The sequence below is a fragment of the Nonomuraea sp. NPDC050783 genome, from assembly GCF_040802095.1.
GTDB lineage: Bacteria > Actinomycetota > Actinomycetes > Streptosporangiales > Streptosporangiaceae > Nonomuraea.
In genome coordinates, this window is record NZ_JBFAHK010000008.1 from 329,334 (window position 1) to 355,585 (window position 26,252).

A 26,252-nucleotide genomic window follows, 5' to 3' on the forward strand; every position below is an offset into this window, starting at 1 on the left:
TGCATCTTCTGTCATGAAAGGACCTGGCGTGCGCCGCCTCGCGATACCTCTTGCCCTCATGCTCGCGCTCGGCGGCCTGGCGGGCCCGGCGCACGCGGACAAGGTGGCGCGTACCGCGGCCTGCCAGGGCGACTGGCTGCCGGGCACCCCCACCGCCGACGACGTCATGCGGGGCGAGATCTCGCTGGTCGGGCTGCCGGTCCACAAGCTGGGCGAGAAGATCGACTGGACCGCGAGCCCATACAAGAACCGCTCGTGGGAGTTCGTCTTCCAGTCGCTGCGCTGGATGGGCGCGCTGGTCGTCGAGTACGAGAACACCGGCGAGCGGCGCTACCTGGACCGCGCCACGGAGATCGCCAAGGACTGGGTGGCGCACAACAAGTACCGCGCGCCCGGCACCAGGTCCTACGTCTGGCAGGACCATCCGGTCTCGCTGCGCACCCAGCCGCTGCTGTGCCTGAGCGAGCACGTCAAGGACGCCTGGCTGAAGGACAGCCTGGCCGTGCACGCCAAGCTCCTGTCGAACCCGGCCCTGTACAAGAAGGGCCACAACCACGGCATCGACCAGGACATCGCGCTCATGGGCATCGGCTGCCGCTACGGCCGCAAGGACTGGTCCGACCTGGCGGTCAGGCGCCTGACCGGCACCGTCAAGCTCGACGTGGACGCCCAGGGCGCGCTGATGGAGCAGGCCCCCCGCTACGCGGTCTACGTCTACGGCCGCCTCCAGGTCGCGATCGCCAACATGAAGTCCTGCGGCCGCAAGGTTCCCGGCGAGATCGCCCGGCGCGCCGAGGCGCTGAAGGACTTCATCGCGCACGCGACCATGCCCGACGGCTACATGGCGCCGCTCGGCGACGGCAGCGCCGAGACCGAGCCGAAGATGGAGACGGGCACGCCCAAGCAGGAGGTCAAGGTCTACCGGGCGGGCTACGTCTTCGGCCGCACGGCGTGGGGCAAGCCCGACTCGGCGTACTACTCGCTCCGGTTCGGGCCGGGCATGAAGTTCCACGGCCACGAGGACCACCTGGGCGTCACCTACTACGCGCAGGGCCGCAACCTCCTCGTGGACGCCGGGTTCCACTCCTACGAGAAGAGCGCCTACCGCTACTGGACGCTCTCCCCCGAGGCGCACAACGTGCCCACGGTGGCCGGGGCGAGGTTCCGGCCGCGCACGGCCTCGCGGCTCACCACGTCGTCGATCGGGGCCGACCGGCAGGCGTTCCGGCTGACCGACAAGGCGTACGGGACCGCCCGCACCAGGTCGGTGCTGGTCAACCACGGCCAGGACCTGATGGCGGTGCTGGACACCGCCTCCGGCGGCAAGCGGGTGACGAACCTGTGGCGCTTCGACCCGTCGCTCAAGCTGGTCTCGAACGACGGCGGCCGGGTCGTGCTCGGCGACGGCAAGTTCAAGGTCACGCTGGTGCAGCTCGGGCCGTCGTGCCGGCCGGTCGGCGGCCAGAAGGTGGAGCGCGGCGGCAGGCTCGGCTGGGTGTCGCCGGCCTACCTGTCGAGGCTGCCGGCGAACGTGGTGGTGTCGCCGGCGGCGAAGTCGCTGCTCACGGTGATCGTGCCGGGCACCGACTCCCCGAAGGTGTCCTGCTCGGGCGGCAGGGTCACGGTCGAGGGCGTCTCCTTCCCCGCCGGGCTGGTGTGAGGAATCCACCTCCGGCAGTGACGGGTGCCTCTGGGCGGGGCGCGGCGGCCTTCCTAACGTGGAGGGCGTGAAACGTCTCGCGCTCCTCATGGTGGCCGCGTCGGCGGCCGTGCTCCTGACGGCGCCGCCCGCCCTCGCGGACGGCGCCCACCACTGCTTCTTCGGCGACCTGACCGCCCAGGACGCCGACGGCTACGACTTCGCCGCGAACGGCTGCGACGGCACCGGCTACGGCGACGTCGTGGTCACCGTCCTCGGCGGCACCGCCGCGGGCGTCCACCGCTGCCGCTACGTCTTCCCCTGGAACGGCACCCTGGGAGCCTACGGCTGCGCGCCCGCGTGACCGGCAGCCGGGCTCGGGTGGTCAGCAGTCGCGGCCGGCGCGCAGCAGGCCGTAGGTGACCGCCTGCTCCAGCGCCTGCCAGGAGGCGTCGATGATGTTCTCGGCGACGCCGACCGTGGCCCACTCGCCCGTGTCGTCGCTGGAGGTGACGAGCACCCGGGTGACGGCGTCGGTGCCGTGGGTGTCCTCCAGGATGCGGACCTTGAAGTCGACCAGCTCCAGCTTGGCCAGCTCGGGGTAGAGCTGCTCCAGCGCCAGCCGGACGGCCCTGTCGAGGGCGTTGACGGGGCCGTTGCCCTCGCCGGTGGCCACGATGCGCTCGCCCTTGGCGTGCAGCTTGACCGTGGCCTCGCTGACCAGCTCGCCGCCCTTGGTGCGCTCGACGATGACCCGCCAGGACTCCACCTCGAAGTGGCGCTTGCGGGTGCCGTGCACGGTGTCGCGCAGCAGCAGCTCGAACGAGGCGTCGGCGGCCTCGAAGGTGAAGCCGCGCGACTCCAGGTCCTTGACCCGCTCGACCAGCGCCTTGGTGTGCTCGGGGGTCAGGTCGTAGCCCAGCTCGCGGCCCTTGAGCTCGACCGAGGCGCGGCCGGCCATGTCGGAGACCAGCATCCGCATGTCGTTGCCCACCTGGGCGGGGTCGATGTGCTGGTAGAGGTTGGGGTCCACCTTGATGGCGCTGGCGTGCAGTCCGGCCTTGTGGGCGAAGGCGGACATGCCGACGTACGGCGCGTGCGAGTTGGGGGTGACGTTGGTGACCTCGGTGATGGCGTGCGCGATGCGCGTCATGTCGGCCAGCGCGGCCGGCGGCACCAGGTCGAAGCCCCGCTTGAGCTGGAGGTTGGCGACGACGGTGAAGAGGTTGGCGTTGCCGGAGCGCTCGCCGTAGCCGTTGGCGCAGCCCTGCACGTGGGTGGCGCCGGCGCGGACGGCGGCCAGGGTGTTGGCGACCGCGCAGCCGGTGTCGTCGTGGCAGTGGATGCCGACCCGGGCGCCGGCCTGCACGGCCTCGTGGACGATGTCGGCCAGCTCGTCGGGGAGCATGCCGCCGTTGGTGTCGCACAGGGCGATGACGTCGGCCCCGGCCTCGGCGGCGGTCCTGAGGACCTCCAGCGCGTAGGCCGGGTTGGACTTGTAGCCGTCGAAGAAGTGCTCGGCGTCGAGGAAGATCCGCTGGCCCTCCGCACGCAGGTGGGAGACCGTGTCGCGGATCATCGCGAGGTTCTCCTGAAGGGTGGTGCGGAGGGCCAGTTCCACGTGCCGGTCGTGACTCTTGGCGACAAGGGTCACGACCGGCGCGCCGGATTCGCGCAGTGCGGCCACCAATGGGTCGTCGGCTGCCTTCACCCCGGCCCGGCGGGTCGCGCCGAACGCGGCGAGCTGCGCGTGCTCCAGGTCCAGCTCTGTTCGAGCACGCCTGAAGAACTCGGTGTCCTTGGGATTGGCTCCGGGCCAGCCGCCCTCGATGAAACCGACGCCCAGGCTGTCCAGGTGACGCGCGACGGCGAGCTTGTCGGCGACGGTGAGGCTGAGCCCCTCCTGCTGTGCGCCGTCACGCAGGGTCGTGTCATATACGTGGAACCGGTCGTCGGCCATGAGCCTCTTCCTTCTGGAGATCCCGGAAAACAAAAAGACCCCTCACGGACGTGAGAGGTCTGCGCGCTGGCGGTGTCCCTGTGTCAGCCAGCGCGCCTGCCGATAATGAGCAGACCGTAGAACATGGTGCTCCCCAGTCTGCCACACCGATCCACCATCCGACACACCGGTCTCAGTGCTTGGACGTCATCCCGTCACTCCGGCGCCCCGTCACACCGTCACGCCGCCGCGGCCGGTGATGATCTTCTCCAGTGCGGCCGGGTCGAGCGCCTCGTCGCCGAGGAGCCGGCCGTCCAGCAGCAGGGTCGGGGTGCCCTCCAGCCGCACCTTCGCGGTCTCGGCCAGGTGCGCCTCGGCGTACGACTGGGAGCGCACGCACTCGTCCACCTGCGCGCCCGCCTTCCTGGCCGCCCGGGCCAGCTCCTCCACGGTGAAGCCGGAGGCCACGCCGTGCGGCGCGGGCTGCATGGCGTACAGCTCGTCGCGGAAGGCCAGCCAGCTCTCCTCGGGCACGCAGCGGGCGGCCGCGGCGGCGCGGACGGAGTTGGAGCGCATGGGCTCGTCCCGGAAGATCGTCACGGCGTGGAAGACGACCTTGACCTGGCCCGCGCGGGCCAGCCGCTGGATCGTCGGATCCACCTCGGCGTGCAGTCGCTTGCAGATCGGGCAGTCGAAATCCTCGTAGAGGTCCAGGACGGGAGCGTCGCTCCCCTTGTCCGCCAGCACCATCGACCCGTCGATCTGGCGGGTCAGGCGCACCCCCTCGGAGCTCGCGCCCGGCTCGGAAAAGGCCAGCACACCGAGGACGGCGATCGCCACGCACGCGACCGCGACCGCCACCAACCGCTTCATCATCCGCCCACTCTCACCTCGTCGATCGCGCAGACCCTATCGGACCCGGAAGAATGGTCGTATGAAGGCCGACCTCCTGAGCCCAGCCGTCGCCCGCTACGTCCTTGAGCACTCCACCAGGCCCGACCCGCTGCTGGAGCGGCTGGCACGGGAGACGCTGGAGATCGCGGGCGACGACGCCGGCATGCAGATCTCCCCTGACCAGGGCACGTTCCTCACGATGATCACCCAGCTCATGGCGCCCGAGGTGGCGGTGGAGGTGGGCACCTTCACCGGCTACTCCTCGCTCTGCATCGCGCGGGGCCTGCGGGGCGGGCGGCTGCACTGCTTCGACGTCAGCGACACGTGGACCTCCGTCGCGCGCCGCTACTGGGCGGAGGCCGGGGTGGACGACCGGGTGACGCTCACCCTGGGCCCGGCGCTGGAGACCCTCGCCGCCTTCGACCAGACCGTCGACCTCGCCTTCGTGGACGCCGACAAGGGCAACTACCCCGGCTACTACGAGCTGCTGATCGCCCGCATGCGCCCGGGCGGCCTGCTGATCGCCGACAACACGCTGCGCCGCGGGTACGTGGCCGACCCGGCGCACGACGAGCCGACCACGGTGGCGATCCGCGAGTTCAACGACCTGGTGATCGAGGATCCGCGGGTGAGCGTGCTCCTGCTGCCGGTCGCCGACGGCATGACGCTGATCACCAAGCACTGATCACCAGGCACTGAGCCCCGCGCGCCGAGCAGTGAGCGCCGAGCACCGATCGCCGCGACTCCGCGATCAGAGGATCTTGTGGATCCAGCCGTGCGCGTCGGGGCGGGCGCCGTACTGGATGCCGACCAGCTCCTCGCGCACCCGCATCGTCACCGGGCCGGGCGTGCCGTCGCCGACCGTCCAGGCCCGGTCGGCGCCCTTGACCGAGCCGACCGGGGTCACCACGGCCGCCGTGCCGCAGGCGAAGACCTCGGTCAGCTCGCCCGATGCGCACGCCGCCTGCCACTCCTCGACCGAGATCAGCCGCTCCTCGGTCCGCAGGCCGAGGTCGCCGGCCAGCTCCAGGATCGACTCGCGGGTGATGCCGGGCAGCAGGGTGCCGGTCAGGGCGGGCGTGACGAGCTTGTCGCCGAAGACGAAGAACAGGTTCATGCCCCCCATCTCCTCGACGTACTTGTGCTCGCCGGCGTCCAGCCACACGACCTGGTCGCAGCCGTTCTCGACGGCCTGGCGCTGGGCGACGAACGCCGCCGCGTAGTTGCCGCCGCACTTGGCGAAGCCGGTGCCGCCGGGCGCGGCCCGGGTGTACTCGGTGGACAGCCACACCGAGACGGGCTTGATGCCGCCGGTGAAGTACGAGGCCGCCGGCGAGGCGATGACCATGTACTTGTAGCTCTTGGACGGGTAGTTGACCCCGAGCCCCGCCTGCGTGGCGATCATGAAGGGCCGTAGGTAGAGGCTGTGCCCCTCGGTCGTGGGCACCCACTCCTTGTCGGTCTCGACGAGCAGTTCGAGTGAGCCGACGAAGGTCTCCTCGGGCAGCTCGGGCATGGCCATGCGCAGCGCCGAGCGGTTGAAGCGGGCGGCGTTGGCGTACGGGCGGAACATCACGATCGAGCCGTTGGCCTGCCGGTATGCCTTCAGGCCCTCGAACAGCTCCTGGGCGTAGTGGAAGACCGAGGTGGCCGGGTCGAGCGAGAGCGGCCCGTACGGCACGAGCCGGGCGTCGTGCCAGCCGTGGCCCTCGGTGTAGTCGATCGTGATCATGTGATCGGTGAAGGTCTGCCCGAACCCGGGGCTCGCCAGTACCTGCTCGCGCTCGGCCGCGGTGCGAGCGTGGTCGGATAGCTGCACGTCGAAGCTGAGCTTCTGAGCGATGGTCATGACGACGGTCCTTCTCTCTGCGATTTCGCGAAAATCTACCGAATCCTGCGGGTCCCGGGACCCGCGGTGGTGCGGCAGCTCTGCCCGAAGGCAGCTCGTACTTCCTATTGTCTCGCCATATGGGATGGCAAGCGGCCAATGGGGGATTCGACGGTCAGGGCAGCAAAAAGCGCCTGGCGATCCTCCACGGACCGCCAGGCGCTCACGGGGCTGGGCGGCCCTAGCCGGATACTCGCGCGGTGATGTCGTCGCCGATCTGGGAGGTGGTGCGGCCCGTCCAGCCGGACAGCCGCTCGACGATGTCCTCGGCGACCGCCTGCTCGACCTTGGCCGCCTCGGCGGACAGGCCCAGGTGGTCGAGGAGCATGGCGACCGACAGGATGGTGGCGGTCGGGTCGGCCTTGCCCTGGCCCGCGATGTCGGGGGCGCTGCCGTGCACCGGCTCGAACATGCTGGGCGCGGTGCGCTCGGGGTTGATGTTGCCGCTGGCGGCCAGGCCGATGCCGCCCGCGATGGCCGCGCCGAGGTCGGTGATGATGTCGCCGAACAGGTTGTCGGTGACGACCACGTCGAAGCGCTCCGGCTGCGTCACGAAGAACATCGACGCCGCGTCGATGTGGCAGTAGTCGGTGGTGACCTCGGGGTATTCCTCCGCCACCCGGTTGACCGTGCGCTGCCACAGGTCGCCGGCGAAGGTGAGGACGTTGGTCTTGTGGACCAGCGTCAGCTTCTTGCGCGGGCGGCCCTGCGCCTTGTCGAAGGCGTAGCGGACCACGCGCTCGACGCCGTGGGCGGTGTTGAGCGACTCCTGGGTGGCGATCTCGTGCGGCGTGCCGCGCCGCATGGTGCCGCCGGTGCCCGCGTAGAGGCCCTCGGTGCCCTCGCGGACCACGATCATGTCGATGTCCTCGGCCGCGGTGTCGGCCAGCGGGGTCTCGACGCCGGGGAAGAGCTTGACCGGGCGCAGGTTGACGTAGTGGTCGAACGCGAAGCGCAGCCGCAGCAGCAGCTCGCGCTCCAGGATGCCCGGGGGCACGCTGGGGTCGCCCACCGCGCCGAGCAGGATCGCGTCGTAGCCCCGCAGCTCCTCCAGCACGGCGTCGGGAAGCGTCTCGCCGGTGCGGTGGTAGCGGGCCGCGCCCAGGTCGTAGTGGGTGGACTCGATCTTCGTCCCTACGGCCTCCAGGACCTTGAGCCCTTCGGTGACGACCTCGGTGCCGATGCCGTCGCCGGGGATGACGGCCAGGCGGATGTTACGCGACTCCATGCGGGTACCTTACCGGCTCGTCTCGCCTGACGAACACACCGTCTCATTTTCCGGACTTCTCACCCGAAGTCCCATTCCGTTCTCTACCAGCCCGTGGCCTGGGGGGCGCCGCCGTTGTCGCGGCGGTCCAGCGCGGTCTGCAGGGCCTCGGCGGCCTCGTCCTCGTGCTCCTCGGCACCGTTCCAGGCGTACATCTCGTACATGGCGCTCATCTCTCTTCGCGGACGTGTTCCAGTGGGTGTGGTCGGACCCCGGTCGCGAATCCGAACGGGGCCTGCTGTCGCGGATCCGGATCACGGACCGGACGGGAGGGACTTACCGGCCGACGCACGCCGATCACCGCGGCGAGTCGTCGACCTGCCCTAACAGGCCTCGCCGCGGCAGGTAATGAGTACGAGTACCTGGCGCATGTGCTTCCACGGTAACCGAGGAATCTCGTTGGATGTCCTAGTATCTCGCATGCCGAGACAACAAAAAGGCCGCCGCCCGTGCCGGGCGGCGGCCTTCCCTCGTCGGGAGGTCAGTCCTCCAGGTCCACCGAGCGGCCGCTGTCGGCGCCGATCTCGGCGACGATCTGCTCCACGATGTCGGCGGGGATGGCCGAGTCGACGGTCAGCGCGATGAGCGCGCTGCCGCCCTTGGTGTCGCGGGCCACCTGCATGGAGGCGATGTTGACGCCGTGCTCGCCGAGCAGCCGGCCGACCACGCCGACGATGCCGGGACGGTCGGCGTAGGTGAAGAACGCCAGGTGGGCCGTCGGCTCGATCTCCATCTCGTAGCCGTTGACCTCGACGATCTTGGTGATCTGCCGCGGGCCGGACAGCGTGCCCGACACCGAGACCTGGCGGCCGTCGGCCAGCACGCCGCGCACGGTGACCACGTTGCGCCAGTCGGGGCTCTCGGAGCTGGTGACCAGCTCGACGGCGACGCCGCGGTCCTTGGCCAGCAGCGGCGCGTTGACGTAGGTGACCTGCTCCTCGATCACGTCGGCGAACACGCCCTTGAGCGCGGCCAGCTCGATGACCCGCACGTCCTGGGAGGCGATCTCGCCGCGCACCTCGACGTCGAGCTTGGTGGCGATCTCGCCGGCCAGCGCGGTGAACACCCGGCCCAGCTTCTCGGCCAGCGGCAGGCCCGGCTTGACGTCCTCGGCCACCGCGCCGCCCTGGACGTTGACCGCGTCCGGCACGAACTCGCCGGCGAGGGCCAGCTTCACGCTCCGCGCGACCTGGGTGCCGGCCTTCTCCTGGGCCTCGTGCGTGGAGGCGCCGAGGTGCGGGGTGACGACGACCTGGTCCAGCTCGAACAGCGGGCTGTCGGTGCAGGGCTCCTTGGCGAACACGTCGAGTCCCGCGCCGGCGACGCGGCCCTCCTTGATCGCCGAGTAGAGCGCGGCCTCGTCCACGATGCCGCCGCGGGCCACGTTGACGATGCGGACGCTGGGCTTGACCTTGCGCAGCGCCTCCTCGCCGATGAGCCCGAGGGTCTCCTTGGTCTTGGGCAGGTGCACCGTGATGAAGTCGGACTGCTTGAACACCTCGTCGAGGCTCACCAGCTTGACGCCGAGCTGCGCGGCGCGGGCCGGCGGCAGGTAGGGGTCGTAGGCGATGATCTCGACGCCGAACGGCTGCAGCCGCTGCGCCACGAGCTGGCCGATCTTGCCGAAGCCGAGGATGCCGACGACCTTCTCGTCCAGCTCGACGCCGGTGTACTTGGACCGCTTCCACTCGCCGTTCTTCAGCGCGGCGTGGGCCTGGGCGGTGTTGCGCGCGCTGGCGAGGATGAGGGCGATGGTCTGCTCGGCGGCGCTGGTGATGTTGGAGGTCGGCGCGTTGACGACCATGACACCGGCCTTGGTGGCCGCCTCGACGTCGACGTTGTCGAGGCCGACGCCCGCGCGGGCGACCACGCGCAGCTTGGGCGCCGCGGCGATGGCCTCGGCGTCGACCTGCGTGGCGGAGCGCACGATGAGCGCGTCCACGTCGGCGAGGGCGGGCAGCAGCTGGGAACGGTCGGCGCCGTCGGTGTGGCGGACCTCGAAATCAGCGCCGAGCACGGCGAGGCCGGCCTCGGACAGCTCCTCTGCGACCAGAACGACGGGCTTGTTCACGGGTGGATCCTTAGGGGCTTCCGGCGGGTCTTGAAGGGGGACACGTCCATGGATCCCCCGGCGGTCCTCCCGAGTCTAACCGGGGCTTGTGAACGCATTCACGAGAGACCCACCATCTGAGACGACCCGGCTCGTACCCAGCGCGCTGCAAAGTCACGCATCCCGGGGCCATCTTCATCTTGATCGGGGGATTTATTCGCCATTAGCCTGATAAGCCGTGGCCGACTACCTATGGTTCGTCATATGAGCATCGGGAATCCTGCGCTTGCCGACGTTCTCGCCCAGCACGGCACACCCCACCGGCTGCTGGGCGCCCTCGCCGATGGCGGTGTCCTGGTCGCGGTGCGACCGGACCGCTCCGTCGTCCTCGGGACGACCCAGGCCGGCGACCGCGTGCTGCTCGGCTACACCAGCCCGGCGACCTACGCCCGGCACCGCGGCAGCCATTCCCTGTCGGCCTGCGACGCCGACACCATCCTGGACATCCAGCGCGTCACGGGCGTACGGGAGATCGTGATCGACGCGGCCGGACCGGCCGCCGCGGCCGTGCCCATCGACGACCTGCAACGCTTCCTCACCACGACGCGGACCGGGCCGACGCCCGTGCTGTCGGGGGCGGCCCCGGCCGCCTACGCCACCGGCGCGATGGCCACCGTGTCGCGGGGCGCCGCGCTGGCCCAGGTCGCCCCGCCGGCCCCGCAGGCGCCGGCGTTCCCGTGGGTGCCCGCGCCGCGGCCGCACCTGTCGGGCCCGATGCAGCAGGTGGACCCCGGCTACCGCAGGTGCACGCACCCGATCCTGCCCGCCCTGCGCCAGGCGATCGCGTACCTGCTCATGGACTTCCCGCTGGTGCACCACGTCTGGATCTCCGAGGCGAGCACCGCCTCCGGGGCCACCGGGATCATGCTGCACGTCAAGGTCCACATGTCGGCCGCCGAGGACGTCGTGCGCGACCTGCACCGCCTGGTGCGGGCCCGGCTGCCGCAGTTCGCGGCCAGCGGCGCGCCGATCCTCATGGCCCGGGTGGCCGACGCGCGCAGCGAGCGGCGCATGATCGAGATCGGCGCGCACGTGGTCTGCGCGAACGTGAGCGACTGAACGGCGAACTGGGTCTCCCGAACAAGCCCTTGGTCAGCTCTAATGTGGGCATGATCACACCGGCCGCGAGCGCGTCCACGGTCCCGGGGAGCGTGCGCCTCGGCTACGGCGTGGGCTCCTTCTGCACGGCCACGGTCAACGCCGTGCCCGGGCTGCTGCTGCTCTACTACATGACCAACTTCCTGGCCGTGCCCGCGTGGCTGGCCGGCGTGGTGGTCACCGCGCCCAAGGTCTGGGACCTGCTCCTCAACCCGCTGGTCGGGCGCTGGTCCGACCGGACCGTCTCGCGCTGGGGGCCGCGGCGGCCGTGGATGCTGGCCGGGGCCTGCACGCTGCCGGTCGCGTTCTTCCTGGTCTTCGCCGGGCCGTCGCTGACGGGGGCGCCCGCCGCCGCGTACGTCGCCGCCTGCTTCCTGGCCACGGCGACCGCGTACGCGTTGTTCGAGGTGCCGTACAAGGCGATGCCCGGCGAGATGACCCACGACTACCACGAGCGCACCTCCCTGCTGCAGTGGCGCATGGTCTTCATCGGCGTGGCCACCGCGATCAGCGGCGTGCTGGCCCCCGCCATCGCCACCAGCGAGGGCCAGGAGGGCACGCTGAGCAGCTACCGGCTGATGGGGGTCACGATCGCGGCCGTCCTGCTGCTGGCCATGCTCGGCTCCTTCCTCGGCACCGCCCGCGCCCCGATGACCGGCGCGCCCGAGGCCGACCGGGGCACCTGGCGCGAGCAGTTCGCCGCGATCAGGGGCAACCGGCCGTTCCTGTGGCTGACCGTGCTGGCCTGCACGCAGATGCTGGCCGCGAGCATGATGCTGGCCGCGGCGCCCTACTTCGCCACGTACACGATCGGCGACCCCAAGGCCACGCAGACGCTCTTCGCCGCGCTCGTCGGCCCGATCCTGCTGACCATGCCGCTGTGGGTGCGGCTGTCCAGACGCTTCGACAAGCGCGGGGCGATGGTGCTGGCGGCCTCGCTGTTCGGGACGGGCACGGCGGCGGCCATGGCGACGCCGCTGCTCGGCGCGGTGTGGGCGCACGTGACGATCCTGCTCGTCGGCGTCGGGTACGCCGGGCTGCAACTGCTGCAGTTCTCGATGCTGGCCGACGTCATCGCCGCGGACGCCGCCGCCACCGGCAAGCGCCGCGCCGGCGTGCTCACCGGGCTGTGGACCGCCATCGAGAGCGGGGTCAGCTCGTTCGGCGCGCTGATCTTCGGCGTGACCCTGTCGCTCGGCGGCTTCGTGGAGTCCCAGCCGGACACGCCGGTCCGGCAGCCGGACAGCGCGGTGACCGCGGTCCTCCTCGGGCAGACCGCGGTCCCCGCGCTGATCATCTTCGCGTCGGTGCTGGTGACGCTGAAGTACCGGCTCAGGCCACCCGCCGCGCCGGAGCCCAGCGCGTCCGCGTGAACGTCCCGGCCACCAGCGCCGCCAGCAGCGGCAGCCCGATCACCAGCGCCGCCAGGAAGGCCCAGGGGAGGTCGGGGGGCGGCGTGCCGATGTACGACAGTATGTCCTCCTGCCGCATGGCGGTGATCACGGTGGCGGACAACACCACCCCGCCGGCCAGACCTCCGGCCAGCCCCACCACGGCACCCAGGCCGGAGATGTACGCCGCCTGGGCCGCCACCACGAGCCTGCGCACCCGGGGCGCGCCGCCGACCGCCGACAGCGTGTCCAGGTCCCGGCGCATGTCGGCCGCCGCCAGCCCCGTCGCCGCGAACGTGCCGCCGAGCACCAGGACCAGCGCCGCGCCGAGCAGCGCCAGGAGGTAGGTGGCGAGATTGCCGTCGGCGGTGCGCTCGACCTGCACGTACGCCTCATAGCTCACCGCGTCCAGCTGCCGCGACAGGAGCGCCTCGTCGGGGGGCTCGTACGCGGCGTACAGCACGCGCTCGGCGACCCGGTACCCGGCCGCCGTCACCGCCCGCGCCGGGATCAGCACGCCGGTCTGCGCGGGCTCGGCCGCCCTCGCCACCACCGCCGGCACCCGGAAGGTCTTGTCCTTCTGCTCCGACGGGCCATCGACCGCCAGCTCGACGAAGCCGTCGCGCACCACCTCCGGATCGAAGGCCACCGCCTTGCCCGCCGCCAGCGCCGCCGCTGCCGACGGGTCGTGGCGGCCCTGCAGCAGGGCCAGCAGCCGCTGGTCGCCGACCGGCATCGGCAGCCAGTGGTAGGCGGGCGGGAAACAGTCGCGCCGGTCCTGGCATGACCTGTTGCTCCAGACGATCCGGAAGTGGAGGAGATCGCCCCGCTCGTTGCTCGCCTCCAGCCCGGGGACCAGGTCCACTCCCGGCAGGATCCGCTCGGCCGCCGCCCGCAGCCGCGACCATTCGCCGTCGTCCGTCGCGCTCGACATGCCGATCCTCAGCGTGCCCACTGGTGTCACCGACTGGCGGTTCGCCTCGTGGTAGGCGAAGGTGGAGCTGGCCATGACGCCGATCGTGACCGCCGCCAGGGTGGCCGCCATGACCGCGGCGGCGGCCGAGGCCGTACGGACGCGGTGCCGGGCGGCGTCGCGCACGGACAGGCGCAGCGGGAGCGGCAGCCGCCCGGCCGGCCGCCCCGTGACCTGGACGAGCCACGGCATCAGCGCCACTAGGCCGAGCCCCATGACGGTCACGGCGCCCGCCATCGGCAGGGTGAGCCCGAGGGCGGGCCCGACGATCCTGGCCGGCAGATGCGGGCGGAGCCACAGCAGGACGGCGCCGCCGAGCCCGAGCACGACCAGGGCCAGCCCCAGCACCGGCCGCCCGGCGCGGCCCGGCGGGTCCACGGCGGCCCGACCGGCCAGCACCGTCGCCGGGTGCTGCCGGGCCGCCTGCACGGCCGGGACCAGCGCGGCGACCAGGCCGCTGAGCACGCCGAGCGCGGCCACCCCCGCGACCTGCCACCAGGGCACGTCCAGGGGCCCGTGCGTCCAGTCCAGCTCGCGGGCGAGCAAGGACTCGGCCAGCCCGCCCGCCCCCACGCCCAGGCAGGCCCCGAGCAGCGCGGCCGCGCCGCCGAGCACCAGCCCGTCGGCCAGCACGACCGCCCGCAGGTGCGCCCCCGAGCCGCCCTGCGCCGCGACGAGCGCCAGCTCCCTGCGCCTGCGCCGCAGGCCGACGGCGAACGCGGGCCCGGCCAGCAGCACGGTCTCGGTGACGATCAGCACGACGCCGAGGCCCGCGGTGGCGGCGTCCCGCAGGTCGTCCTCGTGGTACTCCTCCCGCCGCAGCTCGGCGGGGGTCGGGTTCTCGATGACCGCGCGGGAGCCGACGGCCAGGCCCGCCCGGTTGAGCCGCTCGACATCGGCCCGGCTCACCGGGCGCGGGGTGTCGGCCAGCCAGCCGCTGCTGTTGCCGTCGTTCTGGTGGCCCAGCACGGCCTCGGGCAGGGCGACGACCTCGGCCAGGCCGGGCCGGTTGGGGTTGCGGACGACGCCGACCACGCGCATCGGCCGGTCCCGCCGGGTCAGCTTGATCGTGGTGCCCACGCGGGCCCCGCGCCCGGCCAGCTCGGGCGAGACCGCGACCTCGCCGGGGCCGGCCGCGAACCTGCCCTCCTCCAGCTCACGCATGCCGTGGGCGATCGGGTCGCGCAGGTCCACCTCCAGCACGTCCACCCGGTCGTAGAAGGCGCCGAGACGCGTCTCGGTGACGTTGCTCTGGTAGCGGAGCAGGCGACCGGGGAGCAGCGTGCCGATCTCCTGCGGCGTCCACGGGCGGCCGGGCCGCTTCGCGTGGCTCTGGCTGCCGTCCCCCCAGTAGGTCTGCTTGACCGGGGTGCGGAACGGCAGCGTGACGAGGCGGGCGTCGGCCGAGCCCATCAGGGAGGGCAACCGCTCCCGCGAGGTCAGGTCGGTGGTGGCCGCGCTGGTGAGCACCGCCGTGATGACCAGCACCGGCAGGCCGATCAGCACCATGACGAGGGCGGTGCGGCCCTTGGCGCGCAGCGCGTCCCTGCGCGAGATCCGCAGCGCGGCGCGCGCGGCGCTCATCGGGCGCTCTCCAGCCGGACCGCGCCGGACTCCACGACGAGCCCGTCGCGCAGGTAGACCATCCGGTCGGCCCAGGCCGCGTAGCGCGGCTCGTGGGTGACCAGCAGCACCGCCACGCCGTCCTCGTCGCAGCGGGCGCGCAGGAGCTGCAGGATGTCGTCGCCGGTGGCGGTGTCCAGGGCGCCGGTAGGCTCGTCGGCCAGCAGCAGCCGCCGCTCGCCGGTCAGCGCCCGCGCGATGGCCACCCGCTGGCGCTGGCCGCCGGACAGCTCCTCGGGAAAGCGGTCGGCGATCTCCGCCGCGCCCACGTCGGCCAGCGCGGCCAGCGCCTCCTCACGGGCGCGGCGGGTACGCACGCCGTCCAGCTCCCTCGGCAGCATGACGTTCTCGGCCGCCGTCAGGGACGGGATCAGGTTGAGGTCCTGGAAGACGTACCCGACGCTGACGCGCCGCAGCTCGGCCAGGTCCTTCACCGTGGCCAGGTCGCGGCCCTCGACGACGACCGTGCCGGAGGTGGGGCGGTCCAGGCCGCCGGCCAGGTTCAGCAGCGTGGACTTGCCCGAGCCCGAGGGGCCCATGACGGCGACCAGCTCCCCGGCCGCCACCTCCAGGCTGACGCCGCGTAAGGCGTGCACCTGGCCGTGCTCGCGGGTCACCTCTCGCAGCTCAACAACGGTGGTCATGCCTTCTTCTCCCTGGGAAGCTTCTCGTTCGCCACGGCCTCGCAGTGGTCCAGCCAGCGTTGCTCCGCCTCGGCCTTGAAGATCAGCGAGTCGAGCACCAGCCGCTCGGCGAGCCCGCCCTTGGCGGATCGTTTGGCCTGGGTGAGGTCGCGCAGGGCGCGCATGGTGGCCATGCGCTGGGTGTGGATGACGTCCGCGACGTCAACGCCCGCGCCCGCCCCGGCCACGGCCATCGCGATCTTGATGCTCAGCTCGTCGCGCGGCCGGTCACCCTGGGCGACCGGGGTGGCGAACCATCTGTCCAGCTCCGCCCGGCCGGCCTCGGTGATCGCGTAGACCGCACGGCCCTGCTCGTCGGCGCCCCCGGGCGCCACCAGCCCGTCGCGCTCCAGGCGGGACAGCGTCGTGTAGACCTGGCCGATGTTGAGCGGCCAGGTCGCCCCCGTGGACGCCTCGAACTCCACCCGCAACTGGTAGCCGTACCGTGGCCCGCCACTCAGCAGGGCGAGCAGTCCGTGTCTGATCGACATGGATACTGAGTATGCATACTGAGTATGCCCACGGCAACTGATCCGGCGTATTCTGGACACGAGTCGAGGTTGAGGCCGATACTCGCTACATGAGCTCGACCCATCCACCTTTCCGCGCCTCCGACGGGGAACGCGACCGTGCGATCGACGAGCTCAAGGACCGCGCCGTCGAGGGACGCATCTCCCACGAGACCTTCGTCGGCCGGGTCGACCAGGCCCTCCGGGCGCGTAACCAGTGGGAGCTCGACGAGCTGGTGGCCGACCTGCCGCGGCGGCCCACGATCCGGCAGCGGCTGACCGACGCGGTGTCGTCGGTGTCGGAGTTCACCACCAGGCTCCAGTCGGCCTGGCGGCGGCCCCGGCTGCCCCGGCTGGCGCTGCCCGACGACGAGCGGGTGCGCTACGTGGTGGGGCGGGGCTCGGCCTGCGACCTCGTGCTGTCCGACCTGACGGTCTCCCGGGTCCACGCCGAGCTGCGGCGCGACGACGACGGCCGGTGGCTGCTGGTCGATCTGGGGTCGCTGAACGGGACGCGGCTCAACGGGTGGCGGCTGGTGGGGCCGGCGCGGGTGAAGTCCGGCGACGAGATCGCCTTCGGCGACTGCGGGTTCCTGCTGACCTCGGCCCAGCCGGGCGCCTGACGGCGCCGCGTTCCGCGACCCGAGCAATAAATACGGAATTTTGCGGATTACAGGCTGTCCGCGCTCATCCATGCTCGCAGGCGATCCCCCAGTCCCCTTGGAGACTCCATGCGGCGCACCTCAGCCTCCCTCGTCGCGGGCGCGCTCGTCGCGGCCCTCGCGTGGGCGTCCAGCCCGTCCTCGCCCGCCGTCGCCCTGGACCCGGCGGCCGGCGTGGCCGACCTCACCCAGGACCTCAACCAGATCCTCAGCGACTCCCGGCTCACGATCGCCCGCGCGGGCGTCGTGGTGAAGAGCGCCAAGACCGGCGAGGAGCTGTACGCCACCGACGCCGGCAAGCTGCTCACCCCGGCGTCCAACACCAAGCTGTTCACCTCGGCCGCCGCCGCCGAGACGCTCGGCCTCGACTACCGCTTCCCCACCACCGTGCTCAGCTCCGCCCGCAAGGCCGGCTCCGTGCTCGCCGGCGACCTGGTGCTGCGCGGCACCGGCGACCCGACCATGCTGGCCGAGGACTACGACGCCCTGGCGGCGAAGGTCGCGGCGGCCGGGATCAAGGTCGTCGCCGGCCGGCTGGTGGCCGACGACACCTGGTTCGACTCCCAGCGGCTGGGCAACGACTGGTCGTGGGACGACGAGACCGCCTACTACGCGGCTCCGATCTCCGCCCTGACCGCCTCCCCCGACCGCGACTACGACGCCGGCTCGGTGATCGTCTCGGTGGCCGCCGACGGCGGCGAGGTCAAGGTCTCCACGACGCCGGAGACCGACTACCTGAAGATCGTCAACAGGGCCACCGCCGGCTCCGAGACCGACGTGCTCATCGAGCGGCAGCACGGCACCCGCACGGTCGTCATCACCGGCACGGTGGCGGAGCCGTACCAGGAGTGGGTGGCCGTGGACGACCCCACCGCGTACGTCTCCTCGCTGTTCCGCACGGCGCTGGCCAGGCACGGCGTGAAGGTGCTCGGCGGCACGACGTCCGGGGCCGCGCCCTCGGGGGCCAGGGAGCTGGCCAGGCACGAGTCGATGACGCTGGGCGAGCTGCTGGTGCCGTTCCTGAAGCTGAGCAACAACATGCACGCCGAGATCCTCACCAAGGCGATGGGCCGCAAGGTCGCCGGCCAGGGCACGTGGGCGGCCGGGCTCAAGGTCAGCACCGACTTCGCCAAGGCCAACGGCGTGCAGGTGATCAACATGCGGGACGGCTCCGGGCTGTCGCGCCGCGACGGGTTCTCGCCCGGCTCGATCGTCCAGCTCCTGAGCGCCGTGCGCGGCAAGCCGTGGTTCGGCACCTGGTACGAGGCCCTGCCCATCGCCGGCAACGCCGACCGTTTCGTGGGCGGCACCCTGCGCAGCCGGATGCGGAACACCCCGGCGGCGGGCAACGTCCACGCCAAGACCGGCTCCCTGACCGGCGTGACGGCGCTGTCGGGCTACGTGACCAGCGCCGACGGCGAGCCGCTGGTCTTCTCGATCATGCTGAACCAGTACCTGTCGGGCTCGCCGAAGGACATCGAGGACAAGATCGCGGTCCGGCTCGCGCAGTTCTCCCGCGCCAACCCGGTCGACACCACGGCCCAGCTCCGCGCGGCGGACGCGGGGCAGGCGGGCGACCTGGAGTGCTCGTGGCTGAAGCCCGTCCAGTGCTGACACCGGGGACACCGGGGACGCCGGGCTGACCCTGGCGCGACCCTGTGACGCCTGGAGGGCCGCGCCGGTTTACCTGGAACTCCAGATATCGGCCGACTTTTCAGGACATGGCCGACTTCCGGCGACCAGAATCCCTTTCCAGTACCCCACCGAGGACCACGGGAGCGCGCGGGCCTTCACCGGCCACACCCCCAGCCGGTTTCCCACCGCACGCCCACGGCGCTCCCCTCCCGGCGGGCCCGGCCGCGCCTCCCCCCGCACGAAAGGACCGCGGCCGGGCCCGTCCACCGGCCCCGGAGCCGGCAAAGGGGCCCGCCCTCGGCAGGACGGGCCCCTTTTGGGTCAACGAGGACGTCAGCCGCCGCTCAGGACCGAGCCGAGGAGCTCGTTCAGAAGGTCCAGGTCGAGGATGTCGTTGTCCTGGCCGAAGTTGTTCCACTCGCCCGCGTCCCAGACGCCGGGCTTTCCCTTGCCGTGGCTGGGGCCGGGCAGGAGGTTGCCCTGCGTGCTCTCGACGGTGGTGACGTTGGATGTCGCTAGCGCGGAGCCGCCGAACGCGACCATCCCGCCGATGAGGCCGGCAAGGATGAGTCCTGCTCTGTACATATCGATTCTCCTCTGATACCTATCGACTACTCTCCGTAGCTATCGGGAGGAGATCTGCCCTATGTCCACTTTGGACAAACACCGGCACTTTCATGCTTGACCTGGGGAAATGCCTCGTCTGAGGGAAGAGGTGGAGAAGATCACCCTTCTTGGCGCATAGGTGTGTCCGCAAGAGGAATGTCGGACCTTTCCGTTACCCGCCTTTAAGGCAGGGTGAGAATCACCGGGCCGTCGTCCGTGATAGCCACCGTGTGCTCCACGTGGACGCTGCGGCTGCCGTCCGCCGAGACCACCGACCAGCCGTCGTCGGCCATGCGGTAACCGTCGTCGCCGCCGGCCATCAGGCTCGGCTCGATCGCGATCACCAGCCCCGGCCGCAGCCGCAGCCCGCGCCCCGCGGGAGCCTCGTTGGGCACGAACGGCGCCTCGTGCATGGCCCGGCCGATGCCGTGGCCGGCGAAGTCGTTCTGCATGCCGTAGCCGGCGCCGCGCCCGACCGTGGACATGGCGTGGCCGATGTCGCCCAGCCGGGCGCCGGGCAGGGCCGCCTCGATGCCGGCGGCCAGCGTCTCCTCGGCCGCCCGGATCAGCTTCAGGTCCTCGGCGCGCGGCTCGCCGACGGTGAAGCTCACCGTGCCGTCGGCGTGCCAGCCGTCCACGATCGCGCCGCAGTCCACGCTGATGAGGTCGCCGTCGCGCAGCCGGTACGGCGTCGGCAGGCCGTGCAGCATGACCCCGTTGACCGAGGTGCAGATGACGCCCGGATACGGGGTCGCGCCGAACGACGGATGGTAGCCCAGGAACGACGCCCCTGCCCCGGCCTCCCGCAGGACCGTCCGCGCCACCTCGTCGAGCTGCTTGAGCGACACGCCGATCGCGGCCCGCTCCCGTACCGCGGCGTGCACGGCGGCGACCACCCGGCCCGCCTCCCGCATCGCGTCGATCTCACCGGCGCTCTTCAGCTCGATCATGGCCACTCCTCATAGGTCCGCCTGTCGGTGTGGCGATAACTATACCGGTATTTTTATCGAGCACCAGGGGACCCCGGCCGGGCCGTCAGTCGAGCCCGCGCCGGCCCGGCGTCCAGAACGGCTTGGTGACCACGTCCCTGCGGTTCCAGCCGCGCTCCTTGACCAGGTGGGCGCGGACGGCCTGGATCGTGCGGGCCTCGCCCGCCAGGTAGGCGACGCCCGGCCCGCCGGGCAGGTCCAGCTTCCGCACGGCCTCCACCAGCACCCGGGACCCGGCCGCCGGAGCCCCGTCCCGGCACACCTGGGTCAGCTCGCGCGGCAGGACGAGGTGGTCGCCTGGACCCTCCGCCTCGACAACGCCGTACGCGGGGGCCTCGGGCGGCAGGGCCCGCAACATCGCGCCGAACGCCACCGCCGCCGTCTCCTCCCCCGCGAACAGGTGGTAGCGCGCGCCGTCCCGCAACACGAAGCCGCCCTCCGGCCGGGTGAAGGCGACCTCCTGGCCGGGGGCGGCACCCCGCACCCAGGCCGCGCCCGGGGCGTCGCCGCCGTGGTCGAGACCGACGAGGTCAAGGGCCTCCCAGGCGGGGTCGTACGACCAGAGCGAGTACGTCCGCAGCACCCCGCCCAGCAGGCCCTCACCGCCGATGAACACCCGCACGTGCTGGCCCGGCGTCCACGCGAGACCGGCCAGGGCCTCGCCGCCGATCCTGATCCTGCGCATGCGCGGGGCCACCTCCTCGACCTCGATGACCTCCCCGCGCACGAGCACCCGGTTCAGCAGCCGCCGGGCCACGCTCCCCATGGGCGCCGTCATCGCCCCCTCCTCGGGTCCAGCTCCTCGATGCGGCGGCGGCCCTCGACGAAGATCTCCTGGATGCGCTCGATCACCCGGGGGTCGCCGTGGCTGTGCGCGAGCGTCTTCACGGCGGCCTTGACCATCCGCAGGGCCGGCCCGACGATCTCGGCGGCCTCGGGCTCGCGGAACATGCCCCACTCGCCCCTGCTGGCCGCCCGCCCCCACAGCCGCTCGATCTCGTCGGCCTGCTCCTCGACGGCCCGGCGGCCCTCGTCGGTGACGTGGTGGACCTTTCGGCCGTCGGCCTGCTCGACCCGGACCAGGCCCTCGTCCTCCAGGAGCTGGAGGGTGGGGTAGATGGAGCCGGCGCTCGGCTCGTAGGTGCCGTTGAAGCGGTCGGCCAGCCGGCTCATGACCTGGTAGCCGTGGCCCGGCTGCTCGGCGATCAGTGCCAGCACGGCCAGGCGCAACTCGCCCGGCCCGAAGAAGCGCCCGGAGGGCCCGAACCCGCCCGGGGCGCGGCGCGCGTTCATCATCATGGCTCGGATGCTATATCGAACGATATATCGCTGTACATGGCGCCGCCGGCGCAGCCCGCGCTGGGGCCGCGAGCGGGCGGCGGGGCGGTGGGCGACCGGCGCGGCGTTCCCCTCCTCGGCTGAGCGGGCCTCAGGAGCCGAGGTAGCGCAGGACGGCCAGGACGCGGCGGCTGTAACCGGCGGTGTGGGAGAGCGACAGCTTGTCGAACAGCGCGTTGACGTGCTTCTCCACCGCGCTCTGCGACACGTGCAGCGACTGGGCGATCGAGGCGTTGGTCAGCCCTTGGGCCATCAGCTCCAGCACCTCGCGCTCGCGGCCGGTCAGCCGGGCCAGGGGGTCGGCGTGGCTGGTGCGGGCCAGGAGCTGCCGCACCACCTCGGGGTCGAACGCCGCGCCGCCCGCGCCCACCCGCTCCAGCGCGTCCAGGAAGTCGCTGACCTGCGCCACCCGGTCCTTGAGCAGGTAGCCGACGCCGTCCACGTTCCCGCTCATCAGCTCGGTGGCGTACTTCTTCTCCACGTACTGCGACAGCACCAGCACCTTCACGTGCGGGCGGCGGCGCCGGATCTCCAGCGCGGCGCGCAGGCCCTCGTCGGTGTGCGTGGGCGGCATCCGCACGTCCACCACGACGACGTCGGGCTCCTCCGCCTCGACCGCCCCGACCAGCGCCTCGCCGTCGCCGACGGCGGCCAGGACCTCGTGGCCCTCCTCCTCCAGCAGGCGTACCAGGCCCTCGCGCAGCAGGGTCGAGTCCTCGGCCAGGATCACCCGCACGGCAGCTCCGCCCTGATCACGGTGGGCCCGCCGGGCGGGCTGGTCACCGTGAAGCCGCCGTCCAGCGCGGCCACCCGCCGCGCCAGCCCCGACAGGCCGCCGCCCGCGGGGTCCGCCCCGCCCATGCCGTCGTCGTGCACGTTCACGGCGATCATTGTGCCGTGCTCGCGTACCTCGACGGTGACCGCGGTGGCCCCCGAGTGCTTGGCGGCGTTGGTCACCGCCTCGCTGGCCACGAAGTACGACACCGTCTCCACCGCCGCCGGCGGCCGGGCGGACAGCTCGCACACCACCTTGACCGGGATGCCGGCACGCTCGGCCATGCCGGCCAGGGCGTCGGCGAGGCCGAGGGCGTCCAGCGCCGACGGGTAGGCCCGCCAGGCCACCTCGCGCAGCTCGGCCAGCGCCTGCTGCGCCTGCTCGTGGACCTGCGCCAGCAGCTCGGGCCGCCCCCTGCGGGCCCGTCCCGCCAGCATGGACAGCGCCACCAGCCGCTGCTGCAACCCGTCGTGCAGGTCCCGCTCGATCCTGCGCCGCTCGGCGTCCACCGCCGCCAGCACGCCCGCGCGGCTCTCGGCCAGCTCGGTGATGCGGCGCCGCAGCGCCTCGGTCGGGTCGGGGGCGAGCATGCGCAGCGCCAGCCGCCGCTCCAGCGCGTGCACGCCCACCAGGCCCGACAGGTCCAGGAACAGCAGGACGGTGCCCCCGAGGGCGGCGTAGGCCAGCAGCGGCGCGGTCGGCAGCATGCCGTCCACCGGCAGGCCCCTCCCCCAGTGCCAGACCAGCGTCCCGGCCACGGCGAGCCCGCAGCCGAGCAGGGCGGCCGTCAGGCCGCCGAGGACGCCCAGCGGCAGCCTGGCCGCCAGGTAGCGCAGCTCCTGCCCGTCGGGACGGGCCGCGCCGAGCCCCAGGGCGGCGGGGTCGAGCCGCAGCCGGCGGGCCTCCAGCACGGCCAGCCGCCGGGCGGCCTCCCGGACGGCGGGGCGGCGGGCGAGCGGCAGCGCCGGCGGCAGGAGGACGAGGCCGAGCAGGGCGGTGACGGCTCCGAGGACCACCGCCCCCAGCAGGCGCAGCCCCTCAGCCACGGAGCGCATGCCGCCCCTTGCACCGCTCCCCCAGCCGCACGCCCGCGAAGACGAGCACGGCCAGCAGGACCAGCGCGATGACCATGTTGGTGCCCAGCCCGACGTACGTCTCCACCAGCGACCAGCTCTCGCCCAGGACGTAGCCGGCCATGACGAACAGCGTGTTCCACAGGAGGCTGCCGGCCGTCGTCAGCAGGGTGAACACGCCCAGCGGCATGCGCTCCACCCCGGCCGGGACCGAGATCAGGCTGCGGAAGATGGGGATCATCCGCCCGAAGAACACCGTCTTGCGGCCGTGCTTGAGGAACCACGCCTCGGTCCTCGCGATGTCGGAGACCTTCAGCAGCGGGATCCTGGCGGCCAGCGCCAGCGTGCGCTCGCGGCCGAGCAGGGCGCCCACCCAGTACAGCGCCAGGGCGCCCACCACCGAGCCCGCGGTGGTCCAGGCCAGCACGCTGAGCAGGTGCATCTCGCCGCGCGAGGCGGTGAAGCCGGCCAGCGGCAGGATCACCTCGCTGGGCAGGGGCGGGAAGAGGTCCTCCAGCGCGATCCCGAGACCGGCGCCCGGCGCGCCGAGCGTTTCCATCAGTTCGATCAGCCAATCCGTCATGTCTGGGAGGTTACGGACGATCGTCCCATGCCCGGAATGGGGCGTGTCGCCGGTTCTGGGGTGTGGAAAACCACAGGTTCGGACGGGCAGGCACCTCATTCCGCCGGGATCGCGGCGCGGCCTACCGTTCCCGGTCATGATCGGAAAGTTGTTCGACGTCCGGCGGCGGTGGCCGGCCGCGGTGGCGGCCCTGCTCGCCCTGTTCGCGGTGATCATGCTGACCGCCATGGCCGACAGCACCATGCAGCCCCTGCCGGCCGGCGCCCCGGGCGGGCAGTTCAGCGCCGGGCGCGCGCTCGTCCACCTGAAGAGGTTCGCCACCGAACCGCGGCCCATCGGCAGCCCGGCGAGCGAGCGCGCCCGGGACTACCTGGCCGGGCGGCTACGCGCGGCGGGGCTCCAGGTCGAGGTCCAGCGCTCGGTCGGCGCCCGGTCCTCGGCGGGGCTGGCGACGTTCGGCCAGGTGGACAACATCGTCGCCCGGCTGCCGGGAACGGCCTCCACCGGCACCGTGCTCATCGCCGCCCACTACGACTCCGCGGCCATGGGGCCGGGCGCCTCCGACGACGGCGCCGCCGTGGCCGCCATGATCGAGACCGTCCGGGCCCTGCGCGCCGGGCCCGCCCCGCGCAACGACATCGTGCTGCTCATGTCGGACGGCGAGGAGGACGGCGTGCTCGGCGCCGAGTCCTTCGTCCGCGAGCACCCCCTGGGCAGGGCCGGCGGCGTGCTGCTGAACTGGGAGGCACGCGGGGTCGGCGGCCCCTCGCTGATGTTCGAGACCTCCCCCGGCAACGCCCGCCTGGTCGAGACCTTCACCGGCGCCGTGCCCGCGCCGCGCGGCCACTCCGCGATGGTGGAGCTGTACCGGCTGCTGCCCAACAACACGGACTTCACCCCGCTGACCGCGGCCGGCTTCGCGGGCATGAACTTCGCCTACATCCAGCGCTCCTCGCACTACCACACCGCCGGCGACTCCATCGCCAACCTCGACCCGGGCAGCCTCCAGCACCACGGCACCAACATGCTGGCCCTGGCCCGCGCCCTCGGCGGAGCCGACCTGCGGACGATGGCCGCCGACCACGACGTCACCTACTTCCGCGCGCTCGGCACCATGATCACGTACTCGGGCGGGCTGGTGTGGCCGCTGGCGGTGCTGGCCGTCGCCGCGGTGGCCGGTCTGGCGGCGCTGGCCCGCGTCCGGCGGCTGCTGAGCCTGCCCCGGCTGCTGGTGGCGGCGGTCTCGGCCGTGGTGCCGCTGCTGGCGTCGGCGGCGCCGGCGCAGGGGCTGTGGGCGCTGCTGGTGGCCTGGCGGCCGGCCTACGACCTGATGGGCGGGCTGCTGCACCGCCCGCGTCCTTACCAGGCGGCGGTCGCGCTGCTGTGCGCGCTGGCGGTGCTCGGCTGGTACCTGTCGCTGCGGCGCCGGCTCGGCCCTGCGGCTCTCACCGTGGGCGCGCTGGCCTGGCCGGCCGGGCTGGGCGTGCTGTGCGCCCAGGCCGCGCCCGGCGCGTCCTTCCTGTTCGCGCTGCCGGCGCTGGCGGGCGCGCTCGGCTGCCTGGCCGCCGCCGTGCCGCGCACGCCCGCCCTCGCCCGGCCGGTCGTGGCGATGCTGGGCCCCGTCACGGCCGCCATGCTGCTGCCGGCCCTGGCCGGGGACGTCTTCGACGGCATGGGGCTGGCGCTCGGCGGGGCGAGCGCCGTGGTGCTGGCACTGTTCGGGCTGACCCTGACACCGGTCGCGGAGCTGTTCCTGCCCCGTCCCGGCACCAGCCCCGAAGCCGGGCTCGGCGCCCGTCCCGAGACCGGCCCCGGCGCGGAGCCCAGCGTCCGGCCCGGCCGGTCGCGCCGCGCCGCCGTCCTCGCCGGGTCCCTGACGGCCCTGCTCCTCGTGGCGGGGCTGGTCGCCACCGGGCTCGTGACGGACGGCTTCGCCCCCGGCCGCCCGGGACGTACGCACCTGGCGTACGTCATGGACGCCCGCACCCGCACCGCCCACTGGGTCAGCGCCGACGCCGACCCGCCCGCGTGGACCCGGCGGTACGTGTCCGGCCACGACACCTCCGCGCTGCCCGCCGGGTACGCCCGGGGCGCCCTGTGGACCGGCCCCGCGCCGGCGATCACCGCTGACGGCCCGCGGGTCACCGTCCTGTCCCGCGACCGGGGCACGCTCGACCTGCGCGTGAGCGCCGGCAAGGGCGCGCGCTCGGTGACGCTGCGGCTCGACCGGCCGATCACCCACGTCACAGCCGCGGCCGGCCGGTTCGGGTCGGCGAGCGTGCCCGTCGGCGGCACCCGTACCGGCACCTGGCCCGCGGAGATCCGCTTCCGCGGCCTGCCCGCCGGGGGAGCCCGCATCACCGTGCGCCTGCCGGAGCAGGGCCCGGTCCGGCTCACCGCCATCGGCGAGAGCGACGGGCCGGCCGCGGTGCCGGGCTTCGTCCCGAGGCCGGCCGAGCTGGTGCCCGCCACCCGGGAGGACGGCGAGCTGGTCGCGGTGACCCGCACCTACACGGTGGCCGGCCCGCTCGCGTGACGGCGCCGTGGCCCCCGCCCCCGGACCGAACGGCCGGGGGG

At 72.6% G+C, this 26,252-nt stretch carries 24 protein-coding genes; 8 read left to right on the forward strand and 16 right to left on the reverse strand.

Annotated features, from left to right (window positions below; all coding sequences use genetic code 11):
* Positions 1 to 28 precede the first annotated feature (28 nt).
* A complete protein-coding gene (locus tag AB0H75_RS24195) occupies positions 29 to 1,660 on the forward strand; it encodes a heparinase II/III family protein (RefSeq protein ID WP_367799625.1) in 1,632 nt (543 codons plus the stop codon).
* A 67-nt stretch (positions 1,661 to 1,727) separates the two neighbouring features.
* A complete protein-coding gene (locus tag AB0H75_RS24200; protein ID WP_367799627.1) occupies positions 1,728 to 2,003 on the forward strand; it encodes a hypothetical protein in 276 nt (91 codons plus the stop codon).
* A 21-nt stretch (positions 2,004 to 2,024) separates the two neighbouring features.
* Here AB0H75_RS24200 and cimA read toward each other — a convergent pair whose 3' ends face one another.
* Positions 2,025 to 3,599 carry a citramalate synthase gene (gene cimA / locus AB0H75_RS24205; RefSeq protein WP_367799629.1) on the reverse strand — a complete coding sequence of 525 codons (1,575 nt, stop codon included), beginning with the start codon at positions 3,597 to 3,599 and terminating at the stop codon, positions 2,025 to 2,027.
* A 210-nt stretch (positions 3,600 to 3,809) separates the two neighbouring features.
* A complete protein-coding gene (locus tag AB0H75_RS24210) occupies positions 3,810 to 4,454 on the reverse strand; it encodes a DsbA family protein (protein ID WP_367799631.1) in 645 nt (214 codons plus the stop codon).
* Positions 4,455 to 4,512: 58 nt separating this feature from the next.
* On the opposite strand from AB0H75_RS24210, the gene AB0H75_RS24215 reads away from it, so the two are divergent.
* The gene (locus AB0H75_RS24215; protein WP_367799633.1) at positions 4,513 to 5,157 is read left to right on the forward strand and encodes an O-methyltransferase; all 645 of its coding nucleotides are present in this window, start codon (positions 4,513 to 4,515) and stop codon (positions 5,155 to 5,157) included.
* Positions 5,158 to 5,223: 66 nt separating this feature from the next.
* On the opposite strand, the gene AB0H75_RS24220 is transcribed toward AB0H75_RS24215, so the two are convergent.
* The 4 genes from AB0H75_RS24220 to serA form a co-directional block, all read right to left on the reverse strand.
* The gene (locus AB0H75_RS24220) at positions 5,224 to 6,321 is read right to left on the reverse strand and encodes a branched-chain amino acid aminotransferase (RefSeq protein ID WP_367799635.1); all 1,098 of its coding nucleotides are present in this window, start codon (positions 6,319 to 6,321) and stop codon (positions 5,224 to 5,226) included.
* A gap of 220 nt (positions 6,322 to 6,541) precedes the next feature.
* Complete coding sequence (locus AB0H75_RS24225; protein ID WP_367799637.1) at positions 6,542 to 7,588, reverse strand: 3-isopropylmalate dehydrogenase; 1,047 nt, start codon at positions 7,586 to 7,588, stop codon at positions 6,542 to 6,544.
* An 83-nt stretch (positions 7,589 to 7,671) separates the two neighbouring features.
* Positions 7,672 to 7,800, reverse strand: coding sequence for a hypothetical protein (locus AB0H75_RS24230; protein WP_367799639.1), 129 nt, complete (start codon positions 7,798 to 7,800; stop codon positions 7,672 to 7,674).
* A 308-nt stretch (positions 7,801 to 8,108) separates the two neighbouring features.
* Entirely contained in the window at positions 8,109 to 9,698 is a 1,590-nt protein-coding gene (gene serA / locus AB0H75_RS24235) for a phosphoglycerate dehydrogenase (RefSeq protein ID WP_367799641.1), read from the reverse strand.
* 243 nt (positions 9,699 to 9,941) lie between these two features.
* On the opposite strand from serA, the gene AB0H75_RS24240 reads away from it, so the two are divergent.
* Entirely contained in the window at positions 9,942 to 10,796 is an 855-nt protein-coding gene (locus tag AB0H75_RS24240) for a hypothetical protein (protein ID WP_367799643.1), read from the forward strand.
* Positions 10,797 to 10,846: 50 nt separating this feature from the next.
* A complete protein-coding gene (locus AB0H75_RS24245) occupies positions 10,847 to 12,208 on the forward strand; it encodes an MFS transporter (RefSeq protein ID WP_367799645.1) in 1,362 nt (453 codons plus the stop codon).
* Here AB0H75_RS24245 and AB0H75_RS24250 read toward each other — a convergent pair.
* From AB0H75_RS24250 to AB0H75_RS24260, 3 genes are read right to left on the reverse strand one after another with little or no spacing between them, the layout of a single operon-like run.
* Positions 12,168 to 14,783, reverse strand: coding sequence for an FtsX-like permease family protein (locus AB0H75_RS24250; protein WP_367799647.1), 2,616 nt, complete (start codon positions 14,781 to 14,783; stop codon positions 12,168 to 12,170). The two genes, AB0H75_RS24245 and AB0H75_RS24250, sit on opposite strands and share 41 nt — an antisense overlap.
* Entirely contained in the window at positions 14,780 to 15,466 is a 687-nt protein-coding gene (locus tag AB0H75_RS24255) for an ABC transporter ATP-binding protein (RefSeq protein WP_367799649.1), read from the reverse strand. The genes AB0H75_RS24250 and AB0H75_RS24255 overlap by 4 nt, the downstream gene beginning before the upstream one ends.
* Complete coding sequence (locus AB0H75_RS24260) at positions 15,463 to 15,996, reverse strand: PadR family transcriptional regulator (RefSeq protein WP_367799651.1); 534 nt, start codon at positions 15,994 to 15,996, stop codon at positions 15,463 to 15,465. Before AB0H75_RS24260 ends, AB0H75_RS24255 begins: the two co-directional genes overlap by 4 nt.
* A gap of 89 nt (positions 15,997 to 16,085) precedes the next feature.
* Here AB0H75_RS24260 and AB0H75_RS24265 point away from each other — a divergent pair, with 89 nt between their 5' ends.
* Both AB0H75_RS24265 and dacB read left to right on the forward strand, forming a co-directional pair.
* The gene (locus tag AB0H75_RS24265; protein WP_367799653.1) at positions 16,086 to 16,637 is read left to right on the forward strand and encodes an FHA domain-containing protein; all 552 of its coding nucleotides are present in this window, start codon (positions 16,086 to 16,088) and stop codon (positions 16,635 to 16,637) included.
* Between the two features lie 108 nt (positions 16,638 to 16,745).
* The gene (gene dacB, locus AB0H75_RS24270) at positions 16,746 to 18,290 is read left to right on the forward strand and encodes a D-alanyl-D-alanine carboxypeptidase/D-alanyl-D-alanine-endopeptidase (RefSeq protein WP_367799655.1); all 1,545 of its coding nucleotides are present in this window, start codon (positions 16,746 to 16,748) and stop codon (positions 18,288 to 18,290) included.
* A 354-nt stretch (positions 18,291 to 18,644) separates the two neighbouring features.
* Here dacB and AB0H75_RS24275 read toward each other — a convergent pair whose 3' ends face one another.
* The 7 genes from AB0H75_RS24275 to AB0H75_RS24305 all read right to left on the reverse strand — a co-directional run bounded on the left by AB0H75_RS24275 (position 18,645) and on the right by AB0H75_RS24305 (position 23,675).
* On the reverse strand, positions 18,645 to 18,896 hold the full coding sequence (locus tag AB0H75_RS24275) for a hypothetical protein (RefSeq protein ID WP_367799657.1): 252 nt from the start codon (positions 18,894 to 18,896) through the stop codon (positions 18,645 to 18,647).
* 203 nt (positions 18,897 to 19,099) lie between these two features.
* Positions 19,100 to 19,867 (reverse strand): type I methionyl aminopeptidase, encoded by a 768-nt coding sequence (gene map, locus AB0H75_RS24280; RefSeq protein WP_367799659.1) that lies wholly within the window; start codon positions 19,865 to 19,867, stop codon positions 19,100 to 19,102.
* Positions 19,868 to 19,952: 85 nt separating this feature from the next.
* On the reverse strand, positions 19,953 to 20,684 hold the full coding sequence (locus AB0H75_RS24285) for a siderophore-interacting protein (RefSeq protein ID WP_367799661.1): 732 nt from the start codon (positions 20,682 to 20,684) through the stop codon (positions 19,953 to 19,955).
* Positions 20,681 to 21,205 (reverse strand): PadR family transcriptional regulator, encoded by a 525-nt coding sequence (locus AB0H75_RS24290; protein ID WP_367799663.1) that lies wholly within the window; start codon positions 21,203 to 21,205, stop codon positions 20,681 to 20,683. The genes AB0H75_RS24285 and AB0H75_RS24290 overlap by 4 nt, the downstream gene beginning before the upstream one ends.
* 130 nt (positions 21,206 to 21,335) lie before the next feature.
* Positions 21,336 to 21,980, reverse strand: coding sequence for a response regulator (locus AB0H75_RS24295; RefSeq protein ID WP_367799665.1), 645 nt, complete (start codon positions 21,978 to 21,980; stop codon positions 21,336 to 21,338).
* Complete coding sequence (locus AB0H75_RS24300) at positions 21,971 to 23,074, reverse strand: sensor histidine kinase (RefSeq protein ID WP_367799667.1); 1,104 nt, start codon at positions 23,072 to 23,074, stop codon at positions 21,971 to 21,973. The genes AB0H75_RS24295 and AB0H75_RS24300 overlap by 10 nt, the downstream gene beginning before the upstream one ends.
* A complete protein-coding gene (locus tag AB0H75_RS24305; protein ID WP_367799669.1) occupies positions 23,058 to 23,675 on the reverse strand; it encodes a DedA family protein in 618 nt (205 codons plus the stop codon). The genes AB0H75_RS24300 and AB0H75_RS24305 overlap by 17 nt, the downstream gene beginning before the upstream one ends.
* Positions 23,676 to 23,811: 136 nt before the next feature.
* Between AB0H75_RS24305 and AB0H75_RS24310 the strand changes: the two genes are divergently transcribed.
* Positions 23,812 to 26,211: a M28 family peptidase gene (locus AB0H75_RS24310; RefSeq protein ID WP_367799671.1), complete on the forward strand. Its 2,400-nt coding sequence runs from the start codon at positions 23,812 to 23,814 to the stop codon at positions 26,209 to 26,211.
* Positions 26,212 to 26,252 lie beyond the last annotated feature (41 nt).